This is a genomic window from Frigoribacterium sp. PvP054 (genome assembly GCF_040547465.1).
GTDB lineage: Bacteria > Actinomycetota > Actinomycetes > Actinomycetales > Microbacteriaceae > Frigoribacterium.
The window spans coordinates 38788-56970 of record NZ_JBEPPU010000002.1 but is presented as its reverse complement, the minus strand read 5'-3'; the positions used below and the strand labels follow the sequence as shown (position 1 = coordinate 56970).

General features: G+C 72.0%; 10 protein-coding genes. 2 read left to right on the top strand and 8 right to left on the bottom strand.

The window, feature by feature from the left end; all coding sequences use genetic code 11:
• Nucleotides 1-134 precede the first annotated feature (134 nt).
• Nucleotides 135-920, top strand: a complete 786-nt coding sequence (locus ABID81_RS03040; protein ID WP_354593362.1) for an excalibur calcium-binding domain-containing protein — start codon at nucleotides 135-137, stop codon at nucleotides 918-920.
• Between the two features lie 124 nt (nucleotides 921-1044).
• On the opposite strand, the gene ABID81_RS03035 is transcribed toward ABID81_RS03040, so the two are convergent.
• From ABID81_RS03035 to ABID81_RS03015, 5 genes are all read right to left on the bottom strand, one after another.
• Nucleotides 1045-1584 (bottom strand): GNAT family N-acetyltransferase, encoded by a 540-nt coding sequence (locus ABID81_RS03035; protein WP_354593361.1) that lies wholly within the window; start codon nucleotides 1582-1584, stop codon nucleotides 1045-1047.
• Nucleotides 1585-1753: 169 nt separating this feature from the next.
• Entirely contained in the window at nucleotides 1754-6865 is a 5112-nt protein-coding gene (locus tag ABID81_RS03030; protein WP_354593360.1) for a glycoside hydrolase family 3 N-terminal domain-containing protein, read from the bottom strand.
• A 247-nt stretch (nucleotides 6866-7112) separates the two neighbouring features.
• A complete protein-coding gene (locus ABID81_RS03025) occupies nucleotides 7113-8546 on the bottom strand; it encodes an MFS transporter (RefSeq protein WP_354593359.1) in 1434 nt (477 codons plus the stop codon).
• A 121-nt stretch (nucleotides 8547-8667) separates the two neighbouring features.
• Nucleotides 8668-11205 carry an ATP-dependent DNA ligase gene (locus ABID81_RS03020; RefSeq protein WP_354593358.1) on the bottom strand — a complete coding sequence of 846 codons (2538 nt, stop codon included), beginning with the start codon at nucleotides 11203-11205 and terminating at the stop codon, nucleotides 8668-8670.
• Nucleotides 11206-11369: 164 nt separating this feature from the next.
• Nucleotides 11370-12257 carry an SDR family oxidoreductase gene (locus tag ABID81_RS03015; protein ID WP_354593357.1) on the bottom strand — a complete coding sequence of 296 codons (888 nt, stop codon included), beginning with the start codon at nucleotides 12255-12257 and terminating at the stop codon, nucleotides 11370-11372.
• A gap of 91 nt (nucleotides 12258-12348) precedes the next feature.
• On the opposite strand from ABID81_RS03015, the gene ku reads away from it, so the two are divergent.
• Complete coding sequence (gene ku, locus ABID81_RS03010) at nucleotides 12349-13377, top strand: non-homologous end joining protein Ku (protein WP_354593356.1); 1029 nt, start codon at nucleotides 12349-12351, stop codon at nucleotides 13375-13377.
• Nucleotides 13378-13450: 73 nt separating this feature from the next.
• On the opposite strand, the gene ABID81_RS03005 is transcribed toward ku, so the two are convergent.
• From ABID81_RS03005 to ABID81_RS02995, 3 genes are read right to left on the bottom strand one after another with little or no spacing between them, the layout of a single operon-like run.
• Complete coding sequence (locus ABID81_RS03005) at nucleotides 13451-13729, bottom strand: DUF7218 family protein (RefSeq protein WP_354593355.1); 279 nt, start codon at nucleotides 13727-13729, stop codon at nucleotides 13451-13453.
• A gap of 41 nt (nucleotides 13730-13770) precedes the next feature.
• The gene (locus ABID81_RS03000) at nucleotides 13771-16167 is read right to left on the bottom strand and encodes a phosphoketolase family protein (protein ID WP_354593354.1); all 2397 of its coding nucleotides are present in this window, start codon (nucleotides 16165-16167) and stop codon (nucleotides 13771-13773) included.
• Nucleotides 16167-17987, bottom strand: a complete 1821-nt coding sequence (locus tag ABID81_RS02995; protein WP_354593806.1) for a glycoside hydrolase family 15 protein — start codon at nucleotides 17985-17987, stop codon at nucleotides 16167-16169. The genes ABID81_RS03000 and ABID81_RS02995 overlap by 1 nt, the downstream gene beginning before the upstream one ends.
• Nucleotides 17988-18183 lie beyond the last annotated feature (196 nt).

Sequence of the window (18183 nt, the reverse complement as noted above, 5' to 3'; positions counted from 1 at the left end):
GCTTCGCCGCGGCCACATCGGTCATTGGTGGGGCGTGACACCCCGGATGGGGGGCGCGAGAGCCTCCATGAATTGAGCTATCGTCATCACGGCTCTCGCCCGAACGGGCCGTCATCACGCTGGACAGGAACCTCATGACGAACGTCAACCCGCCCACTTCCGACCGCCGGCCGCGAGGGTTTCGCCCGCGGTACATCGGCTATGCCCTCGTGGCCCTCGCCTTGCTGCTCGGTCTCGTGTCATCGGGCTTGAGTGGCCTGCTCATCATGGCCGGCCTCCTCGGCGGAGGGTTCGCGCTGTATACCGTGGTCAGCGGTCGCAAAGGCCTGCTCGGCTTTCCCTCGCGAGGGGCAGGAGCGTTGGCCTCTGTCGGCGCCGTCATCGTCCTCGTGGTGGGCGGTGTCGTCGCTCCGGCTCCGTCGAGTGACCCGAGCACTGCCGCCGGAGAAAGTCAATCGGTGGCAGGTTTCGCTGCCACGTCGCAGGCAGACAAGGATCGTGCCGACCAAGAGGAACGAGCCAAGGTAGCCGCGGACATCGAAGAGGAGAAGCGAGCGAAGCTCGAGGCCGAACGTGCCGCGGCCGACGCCGAGGCCGCTCGGATCGCCTCCGAAGAGGCTGCACAGCAAGCCGCGGCGGAGCAGGCTGCAGCCGATCAGGCAGCTGCGGCGGCGGCTGCACAGGCCGAGGCTGATCGTGTGGCCGCTGAGCAGGCCGCAACCGCCCAGGCCGAAGCGGATCGGGTTGCCGCGGAACAGGCTGCCGCTGCTGCCGCAGCACAGGCGCCGGCCCGGTCGACGTCCACCTACTACGCGAATTGCACGGCTGCGCGCGCCGCGGGTGCCGCCCCAGTCCGAGTAGGCGACCCTGGGTACGCAAGCCACCTCGACCGTGACGGTGACGGCATCGGCTGCGAATGACGGCTGCGAGGCCGAGCCGGCGCCGCGGTGAACCACGATCCGCGCGGAGAGCCCCGGACTCCGTGGCCTGTGGCGGACCCAGCTTCGTCGCGATCGGCAGCACGGGACGGCGTCGGCGGACCGGTCAGGAGGCGCGGCGCAGCCGGTGGAGGACGTGCGGCCGCAGCTCGTGGCCGGGTGGCAGCGCCGGGTGCTCGAAGTCGTCGGCCGGGTCGTGCGTCATGCCGAGGCGGCGCATCACGCGGCGGGACGGTTCGTTGATCGCGGCGGTGAAGCTGATGAGGGCGGGCAGGTCGGCACCGGCCGGGTCGAACGCGAGGCGGACGACCTCGCGCGCGGCCTCGGTCGCGAAGCCGCGGCCCCACGCGTCCCGGGCGAGCCGCCAGCCGATCTCGACCTGCTGGTCGAGCACGGGGTCGAACGACGGACGCGACAGCCCGACGAAGCCGACGAAGGCCCCCGTGTCGCGACGTTCGACGGCCCAGAGCCCAAACCCGTCGGACTCGATCGCGGCGTCGAGCCGGTCGACCATCGCGTCGCTCTCGGCGCGCGTGCGCGTCGAGGGGAAGTAGCGCATCACCTCGGGGTCGGCGTTCAGGGCGGCGAACGGCTGCCGGTCGGAGTCACGCCAGCGGCGCAGCAGCAGGCGGTCGGTGGTGAGCACCCGGCGACGCTAGCAGCCCGGAGGCGCCGGGGCAGGGGAGGGGGCGGGGCGGACGAGCCGAGGTGCCGGAGAACCCCGTTCCGAACGACGCACCCGGAAGAGACGGGGTGCATCGTTCGAAACGGGGTTCAGGGTCGTGTCGTGGCCTGGCGTGGCGCCACCGGGCGGATCAGCCGCGGTCGCGCGGACGACGCAGTCGCAGGGCCACCCCGAGCGCCATGATCAGGAACGCCGCGACGGCGATGCCGATCCACTCGCCCGAGCCCGTCCAGGCGAGCCCGGCCGGCGAGGCGACGACGGTGCCGCCCGAGCCGGTCCCCGAGCCCGAGCCGCCACCCGGCGTCCCCGCACCCGGCGTCCCGGCACCGGGGGTGCCGGCACCGGGGGTGCCGTCACCCGGCGTGCCGCCCCCGGGGGTTCCGGGGTCGCCGGGACCGGCCGCCGCGAGCACCGTCAGCGTGGCCCGCGCGATCTGCCCGGACCCTTCGAGCTCGACGACGTGCGCCCCGGGCTCGAGGTCGGCCGGCACGACGAACCGCAGCACGCCGACTCCGGCCGCCGTGGCGTCGGTGCCACCGATCGACTGCGGCTCCGAGAACACCGTGCCCGCCAGGGCCTCGCCGCCCACGAAGCCCGTCGCCGTGATCGACACCGTGTCGCCCGGTCGTGCGGTCGCGGGGTCGAGCGTGCCGGGCACGACGACCTTCGTCGGCTCGACGACGCCCAGCTCGATGCCGAGGACCGTCGCGAACCGCGCGAGGGCCACGTCGGGCAGTCCGCGTTGCAGGGCGTTCTCGGCGTCGGCCGTCAGGGCGGCCGACCCGTCGGCCGCCGAGCCGTCGACCATCGCCGCCTGGGCGAGGTCGCGGGCGATGGACACGAGGTCGTCGGCCGTGGCCATCGCGCCGAGGTCGGTGCCGCCGAACGGCGTCACGGCCGCGAGCAGGAGGCGCAGGGCCGTGGCCGCGTCGGTCACCGTCCCGTCGGCGTCCCACACGTCGGCGTCGAGCACGTCCTGCACCGCCTCACGGGCCGCGCCCTCGGGCAGGGAGGCGACCAGCGCCTCCAGACGGTCGCGCTCGCTGTCGGTGCGCAGGCCCCAGCCGTACGGGTAGAGCGGTTCGTAGTCGGCGTCGCCGACGTTGATCGGCACCTGGTCGGCGCTCGCCGCCCAGGTCACGGGCAGGCGTCCGGTGAAGGGCCGGTCGCCGAACAGCACGTCGGCGACGCCGGCGCCCTCCGAGCCCGGCAGCGAGGACGCGACGACCGCGTCGGCCGCGCTGACGACGTCGCCGAGCAGCTGCGGACGGCCCGAGACGACGAGCACGACGCACGAGGCGGTCGCCGCGCACACCTCGTCGACGATCGCCTGGTCGGACGCCGTCAGCGACAGGCTCGAGCCGTTGTTGGGCACGTCGCCCTGACCCTCGGCGTACGGACGCTCGCCGACGACGACGACACCGGTCTGACCGGCGCCGATCGGGGCCGACGCGTCGGGGCTCAGCGTGACCGAGGCTCCCGGGGCGACCTCGCGGATGCCCTCGGCGATGCTCGTCCCGGTCGTCGTGTCGCCCGAACCGCCCTGCCAGCTGATCGTCCAGCCGCCCATCTGGCGGCCGAGGTCGTCGGCGGTGGAGCCGGCGACGTAGAGGTCGGCGTCCGCGGCCAACGGCAGCGCGCCTCCCGCGTTCTTCAGCAGCACCTGCGACTCGCCGGCGGCCTGACGGGCCACGGCACGGTTCTCGGCCGAGCCGACCCCGTCGACGTTGGTGCGGTCGGCGAACGGCTGCTCGAAGAGGTTCAGGTCGAACTTCTGGGTGAGGATGCGCCGCACGGCGTCGTCGACCCTCGACTCGGCGACGTCGCCCGAGCGCACCGCCGCCACGATCGCGTCGATGAACGCACCGTAGTTGTAGGGCGCCATCGCCATGTCGAGCCCGGCGTTCACCGAACGGACGGCCTTGTCGGCGTAGCTGCCGCCCGGCAGCTTGTCGATGCCCTCCCAGTCGCTGATGAGGAATCCCCGGAAGCCCAGGTCGCCCTTCAGCAGGCCGGTGTTGAGCGCCGCGTTCTCGTGCATGCGCACCGGGCCGTCGCCGAGGTCGACCGCCGAGTACGACGGCATGATCGTGCCCACGCCCGCCTGGAGGGCCGGCAGGTACGGGTCGACGTGCAGCCGGGTGAAGTCCTCGAGCGAGTCGGCGTTCGTGACGCCCTGGTCGATCGGGTACGCGCCCGTGCCCGCGACCGACTCGTCGTAGCTCGTGCCGCCGTCACCGGCCCAGTGCTTGGCGGTGGCGAGCACCTCGTCGGCTCCGCCGATGTCGGTGGGGTCGTCGCCCTGCAGGCCGACCACCGACGGGGCGGCGAAGGTGCGGACCAGGTCGGGGTCCTCGCCGAACGACTCGTAGCTGCGACCCCAGCGCTCGTCACGCGAGACGCAGAGGCACGGGGCGAACGTCCACGGCACGCCGGTCGCGCGCACCTCGGTCGCCGTCACGCGGGCGATCTCCTCGACGAGGGCCGGGTCGCGGGTCGCGCCGAGGCCGGTGTTGTGCGGGAAGATCGTCGCGCCCACGACGTTGCTGTGGCCGTGGACGGCGTCGACGCCGTAGACCATCGGGATCTGCAGGCGGGTCGACAGGGCCTCGCGCTGGTACGCGTCGACCATGTCGGCCCACGCGACCGCGGTGTTGCCCTCGGGCACCGAACCGCCACCGCTCAGCAGCGAACCGAGCGCGCGACCGCTGATGTCCTGCGGCGACGACAGGCCGAGCCGCTCGGCTTGCGCCATCTGGCCCACCTTCTCGTCGAGCGTCATGCGTCCGAGCAGGTCGGCCACGCGGTCGGCCGTCGGCAGCGAGGCGTCGAGGTACGGCAGGTCGTGCGCACCGATCACGACGCGCGGGCCGTCGCCGACCTTGGCCGTGGTCGACGCCAGCGACACCGAGAACTCCTTCGACTCGGCGGCCCCCGAGGAGGCGCGGGTCGACACGGTCACGGGCTGCGCCGTCCCCGAGGCGGTCCCCGCCGCGAAGGTCACCGTGCCGGACGCGGCGTCGTAGTCGGTGCCCTCGGCGGCGGTGCCGTCGGCGGTCGTCCAGTCGACCGACACGTCCGACGCGAGCGGCTCGTCGCCCGCCGTCGTCACGGTCAGCGGGATCTCGACCGAGCCGCCGGCGTCGACCAGGTAGACGTCCTGCGACGGGTCGACCGTGACGGACGCGGCGCTCGCCGGGGTGCCGTACAGCTGCGTGTCGTCGATCGCGTAGCCGACCGGGGCAGGGGTGCCCGGGGTGAAGGTGAACGAGTAGCCGAAGGCACTCGTCAGGTCGAGCGTGCCGTTCGTCGTCGCCGCGTCGCCCGGCTGGTAGCCCGACGGGGTGAACGACGAGAAGGGCAGTTCGACGAGCTTCCAGCGGCTGGTGCTGCTGCCCCAGTTGTCCTTGAAGGTGGTCGCCCAGAGTTCGCTCGTCTCGGCCGTGCTGCCACCGGTCGGGTTGCCGTCCTTGACCTCGACCTTGATGTCGGCGCCCGCGGTCGGCGAGGCCGGGTTGTTGGACTGCGACGCGTACCACCAGAACCTCAGGCCCTGGTAGCTCGACCAGTCCTGGCTGTCGGCCAGGTTGTGGCTGAGGCCGCCGTAGCCGCCCGCCGGGATCGCGAAGTCGCCGCTCATCACGTGGTTGTCGGCACGGCCGTCGCGCTCCTGCACGGTGACGTCACGGCTGATCGTGGGCTCGAGCGGTGCGGGGGAGCCCCAGGTGAAGAAGCCGACCGGGTCGGTCGTCGTGCCGAGCGGCACGTCGCCCTCGAAGTCCTCGATCGTCGTCGCGCGCTCGAAGAGGGCGACGTCGTCGAACTGCCACGAGCCCGCGCCGAGTCCGGTCAGGGTGACGGCGAAGCCGGTCGAGGCCGAGGGGTCGAAGCGCAGGTCGCTCGACGGCTGGCCCTTCTGCCGCAGGTCGGCGAACAGCACGCTGACCTGCTTCCAGTCGGCGCTGTCGTCGACGACGGTCTGCTCGAACAGGGCCGCGTTGCCGTTCTTCAGCTCGTAGTGCAGGGGCAGGCCCGAGGCGGTGCCCTGGAACCAGAACGAGAAGCCGTCCGCGTCGCTCCAGTCGGTGGCGGGGGTGTCGTGCGAGAAGCCGAACCAGCTCTCGGCGGTGGTGGGGCCGGCGACGGTGGCACGCAGGGCCTGGCCGCCCGTCGCTCCCTCGCGCTGCGCCTCCACGGTGTCGAGGACGGGGGTGACCTCGGGGCTCTGGCCCCAGCCGAAGTAGCCGGCGGGCACGCCGCCCTCGAAGTCGTCGAGCACGGTCGTCGCACCCGCGTTGGGCAGGGTGCCCGTCGGGGTGAGGGCCACGGTCAGGGTCGCCCGCGTGCCGAGCACGGTCGGGTCGCTGGGCTCGGACGCGGTCAGCTCGATGGTCTTGCGCGGGCTGAGCGCGCCGGTCGACGTCGTCACGAGGTCGACGGAGGCGCTGGTCGCGCCGGGCGCGAAGGTCACGGTCTCGTCAAGGGCCGCGTAGTCGGTGACCGCGGTCGCCGTGCCGCCGGTGGAGCGCACGCGCACGGTGACCGGCTCGTCGCTCGGGCCGGTGAGGCTGAGGCCGGCGGTGAGGGTCTGACCGGCCGCGACGGTGGCGGTCGATCGGTCGAAGGTGACCGAGCGCGTCTGCGCCTCGCCGAAGACCTGGAGGCCGTAGGCCGAGTAGCCGTAGAAGTGCTCGCGGGTCGCGTCCCAGGTGGCGGCGGCGCGCTTCAGCATGCTCACGCGCACGTAGCGGGCGTCGGTCGGGGTCGAGAGGGTGACGTCGTCACGCCCGCCGTCGCTCGTGACCGTCTGCGCCGTGGTCCAGCTCTCGGCCAGCGTCGGGTCGCCCGACGTGACGTCGACGGTGTAGTCGGTGGCGTACGAGGTCTCCCAGTCGAGGCCGATCGCGTCGACGCGGGCGGTGCCGCCGAGGTCGACGATCACCGACGCGGTGAACTCGACGTCCTCGTCGGGGCCGTTGCCGCTGGCCCAGCGCGTGGCGGGGTCGCCGTCGATCAGGGCCTCGGCGGGGAACGTGCCGTCGCCGTCGGCCTGGCTCGCCGAGGCGGTGACCGTGCCGAAACGGGCGAGGTCGACGGGGGCGGCCTGGGCGGCGATCGCCGGCAGGCCGCTCAGCAGCAGGGCCGCGGCGGCGGTCCCGGCGGCGAGCGCGAGACCGCGGCGTCGACGACGTGCGGGACGCGACCGAGGGGTCGAGGAGGAGCGGGCAGGGGCAGCGGACACGATTACTCCCTTGTAATCACGGCTGTCTCACGACAGAGCTGGAGCCACCCCCGAACGAGGGCGGCTCACGTCTGGCTCATCGTAGGGTCACAGGCGCTTCGAGGGCAATGGGGGCGGGTCCGCGTTCCGCGGTGGTCCCTCCCCGGGTGACAGCGCACCGCGTCTCGTGCACCGCGCCTCGTCTCGACCGGGTGTGGTGCACGAAACGCGGTGCAGCGCTGCTCGACGCTGCCGGGCGCGACCCGGTTCAGGAGGCGCGGGTGCGGGCGCGCAGGCCGACGAACGACACCAGCGCGCTCGTCACGAGCAGCACGGCGACGACGACGACGACGCGGTGGAACCCGCCCACCGTGAGCGCGCCTCCGGCGATGACGCCGAGGAAGGCGACGGCGACGAGCCCGGCCACCCTCGAGATGGCGTTGTTGACCGCCGAGGCGATGCCCGACTGCCCTGACGGGATCTGCGACAGCACCGTGGAGGTCAGCGGGGCGACGGTCACCGACAGGCCGAAGCCGAACAGGACCACGCCGGGCACGATCTGCCACCAGACGTCGATCGGGTCGCGGACGAGGAGCATCCAGAGGAACCCGCTCGCGGTGATCAGCGGCCCGACCGTCATGAAGGGGCGGGGCCCGTGCGTGGCGGCGAGCGTGCCGAAGAGCGTCGAGAACAGCAACGAGACGATCGTCGTGGGCAGGGTGACGAGACCGGCCAGCGTCGCCGGCAGCCCGGCCAGCTCTTGCACGACGAGGGGGATCGTCAGGGTGCCGAGGCTGAGCGCCGAGTAGATGCCGACGGTGGCCAGGTTGCCGACCGTGAAGGTGCGGGTGCGGAACAGGCCGAGCGGCATCATCGGGGCGGTCGTGCGGCGCTCCCACCAGACGAAGGCGGCGAGCGCGGCGAGCCCGACCACGAGCGGCGTGACGACGAACCAGGCGCCGAACCCGACGCGCTGCCCCTCGATGAGCGCGAAGACGGGTCCGGCCAGGCCGACGGCGGCCAGCACCGCGCCGACGACGTCGACCCGTGGGGGAGACCCCTCGCCACCCCGGTGGGCGTCGCCGGGCAGGCGGCTCATCAGCCCGAGCGTGAGGACGACGGGCACGACGACGACGGCGAACACCCAGCGCCAGCCGAGCGTGTCGACGAGCGCGCCGCCGGTCAGCGGGCCGATCAGGAAGGCGACTCCGGTCCAGGCGGTCCAGCTGCCGATGGCCTTGCCCTGGGCCGGACCGCTGAAGGTCGAGGTGATCAGCGCGAGGCTGCTCGGCACGAGCAGGGCCGCGGTGACGCCCTGCAGCGCGCGGGCGGCGATCAAGAGGCCCGGGTCGGGGGCGAGGGCGGCGAGCAGGCTCGTCACGGCGAAGCCGACGAGCCCCGCGCGCAGCACGCGCACCCGGCCGAACGTGTCGCTGAGCGAGCCGGCCACGAGCATGAGCGATCCCAGTGTCAGGAGGTAGGCGTCGACGACCCACTGCTGCAGGGCGAGGCCGGCGCCGCCGTCGCCGGCTGCGCCTCCAGCTACCGTGCCGCCGAGCTCGCGGGCGATGGCGGGCAGCGCCACCGTGACGATCGACCCGTCGAGGAACGCCACGAACGAGGCCAGCACGGCGACGACGAGCACGACCCTGCGGCCGCGCAGGGTCGCGGCGTCGCTCGGGGCCGGGGGAGGTGTGCTCATGCTGCACTCAACACCCGGGGGGCGCACATCGATGCCCCTCCCGCCAGACGGCGCCAGGAGATGGGCACAGCGCCAGGCCTTCTCCTGGTGCCGTGCCCACCTCGTGGCGTCGTGCGGTGCCTCACCCCTCGCGGACGACGTCGTCGGGCGACTTGTCGGGTCGCCACCCGCGCCAGCTCGGCTGCCGCAGCCGCCCGGTCGCGGTCCACTCGGCGATCGACACCTCGCCCACCCGTGACGGGGTGACCCAGTGCGCGTCGCGCGCGTCGACCGCGGGCACGCCCACCAGCGGGCTGGTCTTCCGCTCGGCCGCCCGCAACGACGGCAGCAGCTCGTCGAGCTCGCGGTCGGTGAACCCCGTGCCGACCCGGCCGACGTAGTGCAGCCCGTCGTCGCCGGGCACGCCCATCAGCAGCGAGCCGACGCCGTCCGCCCGTCGACCGGCACCGGGGCGCCAGCCGGCGATCACGACCTCCTGCGTCTGGTGGTGCTTCATCTTGATCCAGGCCCGCGACCGTCGGCCGGCGCTGTAGGTCGCGTCGCGGCGCTTGGCGACCACGCCCTCGAGCCGGAGGCGCTTCGAGGTGGCGACCGCCGCCCCCAGGTCCCCCTCGAACGCCGGGGGCACGTCGATCGCGCCGCCGCTCTCGACGATCCGCTCGAGCACCTCGCGCCGGTCGTCGTACCCGTCCTTCACGAGCGAGCGCCCCTCGGCCCGCATGACGTCGAAGAGCAACAGCTTGACGGGTGCACCCTTCGCCGCCCGGGCCACGTCGCGGGGCCGCGTCAGCCCCATGCGCGTCTGCAGCAGGCCGAAGTCGGGGCGACCCTTCTCGTCGACGGCCACGATCTCGCCGTCGAGCACCGCGCCTCCGTCGCCGTCGACCCGCTCCGCCAGCACCTGCAGCTCGGGGTAGGCCGGCGTGAGGTCGTTGCCGTTGCGGCTGGTCAACGTGACCGCGCCGTCGTGGACGACCGCCACCGCGCGGATGCCGTCCCACTTCATCTCGAACGCCCACCCGCCCTCGGCGACGTCGTGCGCGTCGCCCGTCGTCGCCAGCATCGGGGCGACCGGGTCGGGTGCGGGCATCTCCTCCTTCGCGTCACGAGCCGAGGAGGCGCGGCTCGCCTTTCCGGGGGAGCCGCCGGCCGCGCGCGACGTGCGTGAGGACGTGCCGACGTCCGACCTCCCGGCGTGCGCACTCGCGTGGCCGCCACCGTCACCCGACTCGTCCTTCATGCGGTGGATGAGCCAGTTCGACTCGGCCCGTCCGCCGCCGTGCCCGGTGTGGATCAGCGCCACGCGTCGCGTGCCCCGCTGCTCGCCGTGCAGCACGACGATGACCTCCTTGCCGTCGCGCCACTTCTCGAGGTCGTACTCGCCCGAGTCCCAGATCGTGACCTCGCCGGCGCCGTACTCGCCCTTGGCGATCGTGCCCTCGAAGGTGCCGTACTCGAGCGGGTGGTCCTCGGTCTGCACGGCGAGGTGGTTGGTGCCGGGATCGTCGGGCTCGCCCTTGGGAAGCGCCCAGCTGACGAGGACGCCGTCGTGCTCGAGCCGGAAGTCCCAGTGCAACGAGCTCGCGTGGTGCTCCTGGATGACGAAGCTCGTGCCGTCGGTCGAGGCGGGGGCGTCGGCCGGCACCGGTTCGGCGGTCTTCGAGGCGTCCCGCTTCGACCGGTAGACCTCGAGGCGGTCCCGGGTCTTCTCGGACGGGTCGTGGTCCGCGGCCTCCGTGTTGCGGAAGTCCTCGCCCAGTTCCCCCGACGGCACCGGCACGTGGGCGGAGACGTCGGCCAGGGGGTCGCCGCGCCGCTTCAGACGCGAGAGCACGTCGGTGTACTCGAGCTGCACGAGCGTCTTCGAGGCGAGCTCGCGCCAGGTGCGCGGCATCGCCACGGTCGGCCGGGTCCGCCCCCGCAGCGAGTACGGCGCGACCGTCGTCTTGGCGCCGTTGTTCTGCGACCAGTCGAGCAGCACCTTGCCCCGGCGGTCGGCCTTGCCCATCGTGCTGAGGACGAGGTCGGGGTGGTCTGCCTCCATCGCACGGGCCAGTTCGTGGGCGACCTCGCCGACCTGGGCGCTCGTCTGCCGCCCGTCGAGCCGCGCGTAGAGGTGGACGCCCTTGCTGCCGCTCGTGACGGGCATCAGCTCGAGTCCCATGCCCTCGACGATCGGGCGCAGCAGCGTCGCCACGGCCACGCACTCGGCGAGGCCGACGCCCTCACCCGGGTCGAGGTCGAGAACCAGCCGGTCGGGGTTGCGTTGCGCCCCCTTCGGGCCGAACCGCCACTGCGGGACGTGCACCTCGAGGGCGGCGACCTGCGCCAGCCAGGTGAGCGTCGCCAGGTCGTTGACCATCGGGTAGACGTTCGCGTGGTCCTTGTGCTCGATGGTGTGCCGGGCGACCCAGTCGGGCGCCGAGTCGGGCAGGTTCTTCTCGAAGAACACCTGGCCGTCGACGCCGTCGACCCAGCGCTTGCGGGTGGCCGGCCGGCCCTCGACGTGCGGCAGCATCCACTCGGCCACGGAGGCGTAGTAGCCCAGCACGTCGGCCTTCGTCGTGCCCGCGTCGGGGTAGAGCACCTTGTCGAGGTTCGTCAGCTGCAGCCGGTGCCCGCCCACCTCGACGGTCTCGCCGCGTCCCTTGCCCGCCATCGCGCGCCTCCCTGCCTCGTGTGCTTCTCGTTCTACCCGGGTCTCGTCCTCGCCGGGTCTCGTCACCGCCTCTCGGCCACGGGGACGACCGCGGCCCGCCGCCCCGCGCGAGCGGGACGACGGGCCGGGGTGTCGTCAGGACGACCGAGCCGAGGAGGCGCGGGTCAGACCGCGGGCATCGCTCCGGCGATCGTGATGGTCGCGCCCGAGGTGTAGCTCGACTCGGGGCTCACGAGGTGCACGTAGGCCGCGGCCAGCTCGGCGGGTTGACCGGGACGACCGAACGGCGCCTGGCCGCCGAACTCCGACACCGTCTCGGCGTCGTCGGAGCCGGGCTGCAGGGGAGTCCACACCGGTCCGGGCGAGACCTGGTTGACGCGGATGCCCTTGGGTGCGAGCTGCTGGGCGAGACCCGAGGTGAAGACGCCGATCGCACCCTTGGTGAGGGCGTAGTCGATCTTGTCGGGGCTGGGCTGCGTGCCCTGCACCGACCCGGTCGTCACGATCGACGAACCGGGCTCGAGGTGGGGGATGGCGGCCTGGGTAAGCCAGAAGAGCGAGTAGACGTTGGTCTTGATCGTCGAGTCGATGTCCTCGGTGGTGAGCGTGAGGATGTCGTCGTTGCTCTTCATGCGGCCGGCGACCATGACGAGGGTGTCGAGTCCGCCGAACTCGTCGACGGCCCTCTGCACCAGGTCGTGGCAGTACTGCTCGTCCGAGATGTCGCCGGGGACGAGGACGGCCTTGCGACCCTCGCCCTCGAGCAGGTCGCGCACCTCTTCGGCGTCCTTCTGCTCGCTGGGAAGGTAGCTGAGCACGAGGTCGGCACCCTCGCGGCTGAGCGCGATCGCGGCGGCACGGCCGATGCCCGAGTCCGCCCCGGTGACGACGCCGCGGAAGCCGGTGAGGCGCTCCTTGCCGACGTAGCTGGTCTCGCCGTGGTCCGGCTTCGGGTCCATCTTCCACGCCTCGCCGGGCAACGACTGCTCCTGCTTCGGGAACGGCGGTGCGGGGTAGAGGTCGACCGGGTTCTTCTTGTCGTATTGGCTCATGCGTCCACGGTGCCCGCACCGCGCCTCCCGCGGTCGGGGCCTGTACCCCGCGAACGGTCATTCGGAGCGCACGCGGAGAAAGATGAGCGTCATGCGATCGATCTGGAAGGGCGCGATCACGTTCGGGCTCGTCAACGTGCCCGTCAAGCTGTACAGCGCCACCGAGGACCACGACGTGTCGCTGCACCAGGTGCACGACGCGGACGGCGGGCGCATCCGCTACCAACGGAAGTGCGAGATCTGCGGCAAGGTCGTCGACTACGAGCACATCGACAAGGCCTACGACGACGGCGACCGCACCGTGGTCATCACGGGCGACGACCTGAAGTCGCTGCCCGAGGAGCGCTCGCGCGAGATCGACGTGCTCGAGTTCGTGCCGAGCGACCAGATCGACCCGATCATGCTCGACCGCAGCTACTTCCTCGAGCCGGACGGCACCTCGCCGAAGGCGTACGTGCTGCTGCGCCGCACCCTCGAGGAGACGGACCGCACGGCGATCGTGCACTTCTCGCTGAGGCAGAAGACCCGGCTCGCCGCCCTGCGCGTGCGGGGCGACGTGCTCATGCTGCAGACGCTGTTGTGGGACGACGAGGTGCGCGAGGCGAGGTTCCCCGCCCTCGAGAAGCAGACCCGCATCACCGACAAGGAGCTCGACATGTCGTCGTCGCTCGTCGACTCGCTGAGCGACGACTTCGAGCCGGCCGACTTCAGCGACGACTACCAAGAGGAGCTGCGGCAGCTCATCGACGCCAAGCTGGAGGAGGGCGAGTCACTCGACACGGACGCCACCTTCGGCGAGAAGCCGGACGACGACGACGGTGAGGGCGGCGAGGTCATCGACCTGATGGAGGCTCTGCGTCAGTCGGTCGAGAAGAACCGGTCGGGCGGGCACCGCAAGCCGGCGAAGAAGCCGGCCGCGTCGGGGACGGGCTCTTCCACTGGTGCGAAGGAGCCTGCCACGAAGAAGCCGGCCGCCAAGAAGCCTGCGGCGAAGAAGCCTGCGGCGAAGTCGTCGACCACGACGTCGTCTCGTTCAGGAGGCGCGGGGACCGCCGCGAAGGGGGAGCCCGCGTCGTCTGCTCCGAAGAAGAGGGCGGCCCCCAAGAAGAAGGCCAGCTGACGGCTCGACGGACGAGTCGCCGCCCGGTCGTCCACCAGGCCGCGGACACGTCGACGGACGGCGACCCACGCGGTCAGTGCTCGCGGAGCGCCTCGATCAGCTCGGCCTTCTTCAGGTCGGAGTAGCCCGTGAGGCCGAGTTCCTTCGCCCGGTGCCTGAGGTCGTCGACGGTCCAATCGTCGTACGACCCGGCCTTGCCCCCCTTGGCTGCGACCTTCTTCTCGCTGTTGCCCTTCCGGGCGGCGGCGTTGGAGATGCGCGCCGCCTTCTCCTTCGAGGCGCCCTCGTCGCGGAGCGCCTCGTACATGTCGGGATTCTTCAGCTGCGGGGGAGTGTCGTCCTTCGGCGTCATGCGCCCGACCGTACGCCCGGCCGGTCGGCCTGTCGCATCCGTCAGGCCCCGAACTGCCAGCCGGTGACGTCCGGGTGGTCCTCGCCGTGCTCGTAGGCGTACGCCCGGGCGGCCTCGCGTCGTGACTCGACGTCGGCGACCAACTCAGGGTGCTCGTCGGCCAGCCCGGGCACCCGGTGCAGCACGTCCAGCACGAGGCGGTACCGGTCGATGTCGTTGAGCATGGCCATGTCGAAGGGCGTCGTGGTCGTGCCCTTCTCCTGGAACCCTCGCACGTGCAGGTTGTCGTGGTTCGTGCGCCGGTAGGTCAGTTGGTGCACGAGCGACGGGTAGCCGTGGAAGTCGAAGACGACCGGCTTCGAGGTGGTGAAGAGCGCGTCGAAGTCGTCGCTCGTGAGGCCGTGCGAGTGCTCGGTGACGTCCTGCAGGCGCATCAGGTCGACGACGTTGACCACCCGGGTGGTCAGCGACGGCAGCATCTGGCGCAACAGGTCGGCCGCCGCGACCGTCTCGAGGGTCGGCACGTCGCCGGCGCAGGCCAGCACGACGTCGGGGTCGACGCCGTCGACGGGCGTGCCCTCGGTGCCGGCCCACTCCCAGATGCCGGCGCCGCGCCGGACGTGCTCCTCGGCTTCGGCCAGGGACAGCCAGGCCGGTGACTCCTGTTTGCCGGCGACGATGACGTTGACGGTGTCGGTCGTGCGGAAGGCGTGGTCCGCCACCGCGAGCAGCGTGTTGGCGTCGGGCGCGAGGTAGATGCGCACGAGGTGCGCCTGCTTGTTGACGACGACGTCGAGGAACCCGGGGTCTTGATGGGAGAACCCGTTGTGGTCCTGTCGCCAGACGTGCGACGAGAGCAGATAGGTGAACGACGAGATGGGCGCGCGCCACTCGATCTCGTCGGCGCTCTCGAGCCACTTGGCGTGCTGGTTGAACATCGAGTCGACGATGTGCACGAACGCCTCGTAGGTGTTGAGCAGGCCGTGGCGCCCGGTCAGCAGGTACCCCTCCATCAGGCCCTGCAGGAGGTGTTCGCTGAGGACCTCCATGACGCGACCGCTGCGGGCGACGTGTTCGTCCTCGGGCCAGATGTCGGCCGACCAGACCCGTTCGCTCACGTCGAACACGCCGTCGAGCCGGTTCGACACCGTCTCGTCCGGCCCGAAGAGCCGGAAGGTCGACGGGTTGTCGCGCACGATCTCGGCGAGCCACCGGCCGAGCACGCGGGTGGCCTCGGCCTGCGTGCGCCGGTCGTCCGACGTCTCGACCGCGTGCGCCCGGTAGTCGCTCAGGGACAGGTCGCGTCGGACCAGGCCGCCGTTCGACGCCGGGATCGCGCTCATCCGCTTCGCGCCCCGTGGCCGCAGTCCGTCGAGCCACGCCACGGGTCGGCCCGTCTCGTCGAAGAGTTCGTCGGCCCGGTAGGAGCGCATCCAGTCGTCGAGCTGCGTGCGGTGGGCGTCGTCGTCGCGGACGCCGCTGAGCGGCACCTGGTGGGCCCGCCAGGTGCCCTCGATGCGCTCGCCGTTGACGACCTTCGGGCCGGTCCAGCCCTTCGGGGTGCGGAGCACGATCATCGGCCAGCGTGGCCGCTCGGTGTCGTCGCCGGTCCGGGCCGCTCGCTGCAGCTCGTCGATGCGCGCGAACGCGTGGTCGAGGGTCGTCGCCATGCGCTCGTGCACGCGCATCGGGTCTTCGCCGTCGAAGCCTCCCGCCACCACCAGCGGGTCGTAGCCGTAGCCCCGCATGAGGTCGAGCAGCTCGGACTCAGGGATGCGCGAGAGCACCGTCGGGTTGGCGATCTTGTACCCGTTGAGGTTCAGGATCGGCAGGACGGCCCCGTCGTGCCGGGCGTCGAGCAGCTTGTTCGCGTGCCAGCTCGTCGCCAGCGGACCGGTCTCGGCCTCACCGTCGCCGATGACGCAGACGGCCACCAGGTCGGGGTCGTCGAGCACGGCGCCGTAGGCGTGGCTCAGCGAGTAGCCGAGTTCTCCGCCCTCGTTGATCGATCCCGGGGTCTCGGGGGCGGCGTGCGACGGGATGCCCCCGGGGAACGAGAACTGCTTGAACAGCTTCTGCATGCCGCCGGCGTCCTGCGACACCTCGGGGAAGAGTTCGCTGTAGGTGCCCTCGAGGTAGGTGTTGGCGACCATGGCCGGACCCCCGTGCCCCGGGCCGCAGACGTACAGCAGGTCGCGGTCGTCGCGCCGGATCACCCGGTTCAGGTGGGCGTAGACGAAGCTCAACGCGGGCGACGTGCCCCAGTGGCCGAGGAGGCGCGGCTTGACGTCGTCACGTGCCACCGGTCGCGAGAGCAGGGCGTTGTCCATCAGGTAGATCTGCCCGACGGTCAGGTAGTTCGCGGCCCGCCACCAGGCGTCGACGAGGGAGAGGTCGTCGGTCGTCGCTGGCGTGGGCGGCGTCGCGTCACGGTGCATCACTGACCCTCCAGGTCGTCGGTCGTGCCCTCGCGGCCCATCTCGTCGATGGTGATCGCCGCGTTGACGAGCGCGAGGTGGCTGAGGCCCTGGGGCAGGTTGCCGAGGAACTGCCCGTCGTCGGCGCTGATCATCTCGGTCAGCAGGCCGACGTCGTTCGGCTGCCGGACGAGCTCGTCCATGAGCTCGACGGCTTCGTCCTGCCGGCCCACGCAGGCCAGGGCGCTGGCGAGCCAGAACGCACAGGCCACGAACGTGCCCTCTTCTTCGTGGACCTCGCTGTACCGGAACACGAGGGGGCCGGCGCTGAGCTCGCGCCGGATGGCGTCGATGGTGCTCGACATGCGCTCGCCGCGGTCGAAGCCGCTCGGAGCGTGCAACAGCACCGAGGCGTCGAGCTTCTCGCTGCCCGGGTACATGACGTACGAGCCCACCTCGTCGTTCCAGCCGTGCTCGGCGACCCAGTCGACGATCAGGTCGCGGTTCTTCTTCCAGAACACGACGTCGTCGGGGTCGGGGTGCATCTGGCCGACCTCGGTGAGGTGCAGGGCGGCGTCGATGGCCTGCCAGCAGCCCATCTTGCTGCTGACGTAGTGCTGCTCGTCGCCGAGCTCCCACATGCCCGAGTCCTTCTCCTGCCAGCGACGGCAGGCGTCGTCGGCGAAGCCGGCCAGCAGGTCGCCGGTCGACTCGTCGAGGATGTTGCCGTCGGCGGCGTACTGGCTCATGATCGCCAGGATGTCGGCGTAGGTGCCGAGCTGCAGCTGCTCGCCCGCCGGGTTGCCCTTGTAGACCGGGCCGATGCCCCGCCAACCCTCGGAGCCGGTCTCGTGCGTGCCGTCGGGCACCGTGCCGTCGAGGTTCAAGAAGATGTGCATCGTGCGGCCGTTGGCCTTCAGTGCCGACAGCAGCCACGACACGGCCGCCTGCGTCTCTTCGCGCAGGCCGAAGCGGACCAGCGCGTTGACCGTGTAGGCCAGGTCGCGCACCCACGCGAAGCGGTAGTCCCAGTTCTTGTCGCCCGTGAAGTTCTCGGGCAGGGCGGCGGTCGCCGCCGCCGCGATCGCCCCCGTGGGGCTGAAGATCAGCAGCTTGAGGGCCAGCGCGCTGCGCTGCACGGCGTCGGACCACGGGCCGTCCCAGTTGAACTCGTCCGACCAGGTCTGCCAGTTGCGCACCGTGCGGTCGATGCCCTGGTCGACCACGTGCGGGTCGGGCAGGTGCAGCGGTTCGTCCTCGACGCCGCACAGGCAGATCAGCGAGCGCGAGCCCTCGTGCGTGGTGAACTCGCCCCAGAAGCGGTGCGGCCCGCCGTGGGACTCGCCGTCGCCCGGCTCGATCGAGTCGAGGCGGCCGTGCTCGAAGCCGACGAGCGCGAGGTTGATGTCGGCGGCGCGCAGCACGGGGCCGTGCAAGGTCTCGACCCGACGGATGGGGTGCGTGCCGAACGTGTTGCCCGGGATCACGGCCCACCGCATGTCGACCGAGCCCGAGACGCCCTCGACGCGTCGGGCGAGCTCGGCCCAGGGGAGGCGCCCGGCGATGCCCGTGACCAGGGCGTCCGTGATCTGCACCACGCCCGAGGAGGTGCGGAACCGCGTGACGAGGACGTTGGTGTTCACGACGTACTCGCGCTGCACCTCGAAGTCGTCGTCGACGGGGCGCAGTTCGATGCGGCCGCCCTTGCCCGAGTCGACGATGCCCGAGAAGACGGGGTCGCTGTCCATGTCGGGCATGGGCAGCCAGTCGATCTGGCCGTCGCGGGCGATGAGGGCGACGGTGCGGCCGTCGCCGATGGCGCCGTACGACCGCAGCGGCACGTAGCCGTCGTCCCGCGGGTCGGGTCGGTGCCACTCACCGGCGGCGCCGGTCGTCGCGCCGTGGTGGTCGGCCTGGGTGTCGTCGGTGGTCTCGAGGGTGTCCGTCACCCGTCCTACGGTGGCCCGTCGCGCCTCCCGGTGTCCGCCCCTCGCAGTGTTCTGTGTGCCAGGGGCAGCCACCGTACCCCTGGGGGCG

Excerpts from the sequence above, each read along its gene's own strand:
- ABID81_RS03040 (WP_354593362.1), top strand. The coding sequence starts at position 135 with ATGACGAACGTCAACCCGCCCACTTCCGACCGCCGGCCGCGAGGGTTT.
- ABID81_RS03025 (WP_354593359.1), bottom strand. The coding sequence starts at position 8,546 with ATGAGCACACCTCCCCCGGCCCCGAGCGACGCCGCGACCCTGCGCGGC.
- ABID81_RS03020 (WP_354593358.1), bottom strand. The coding sequence starts at position 11,205 with ATGGCGGGCAAGGGACGCGGCGAGACCGTCGAGGTGGGCGGGCACCGG.
- ABID81_RS03015 (WP_354593357.1), bottom strand. The coding sequence starts at position 12,257 with ATGAGCCAATACGACAAGAAGAACCCGGTCGACCTCTACCCCGCACCG.
- ku (WP_354593356.1), top strand. The coding sequence starts at position 12,349 with ATGCGATCGATCTGGAAGGGCGCGATCACGTTCGGGCTCGTCAACGTG.
- ABID81_RS03005 (WP_354593355.1), bottom strand. The coding sequence starts at position 13,729 with ATGACGCCGAAGGACGACACTCCCCCGCAGCTGAAGAATCCCGACATG.
- ABID81_RS03000 (WP_354593354.1), bottom strand. The coding sequence starts at position 16,167 with ATGCACCGTGACGCGACGCCGCCCACGCCAGCGACGACCGACGACCTC.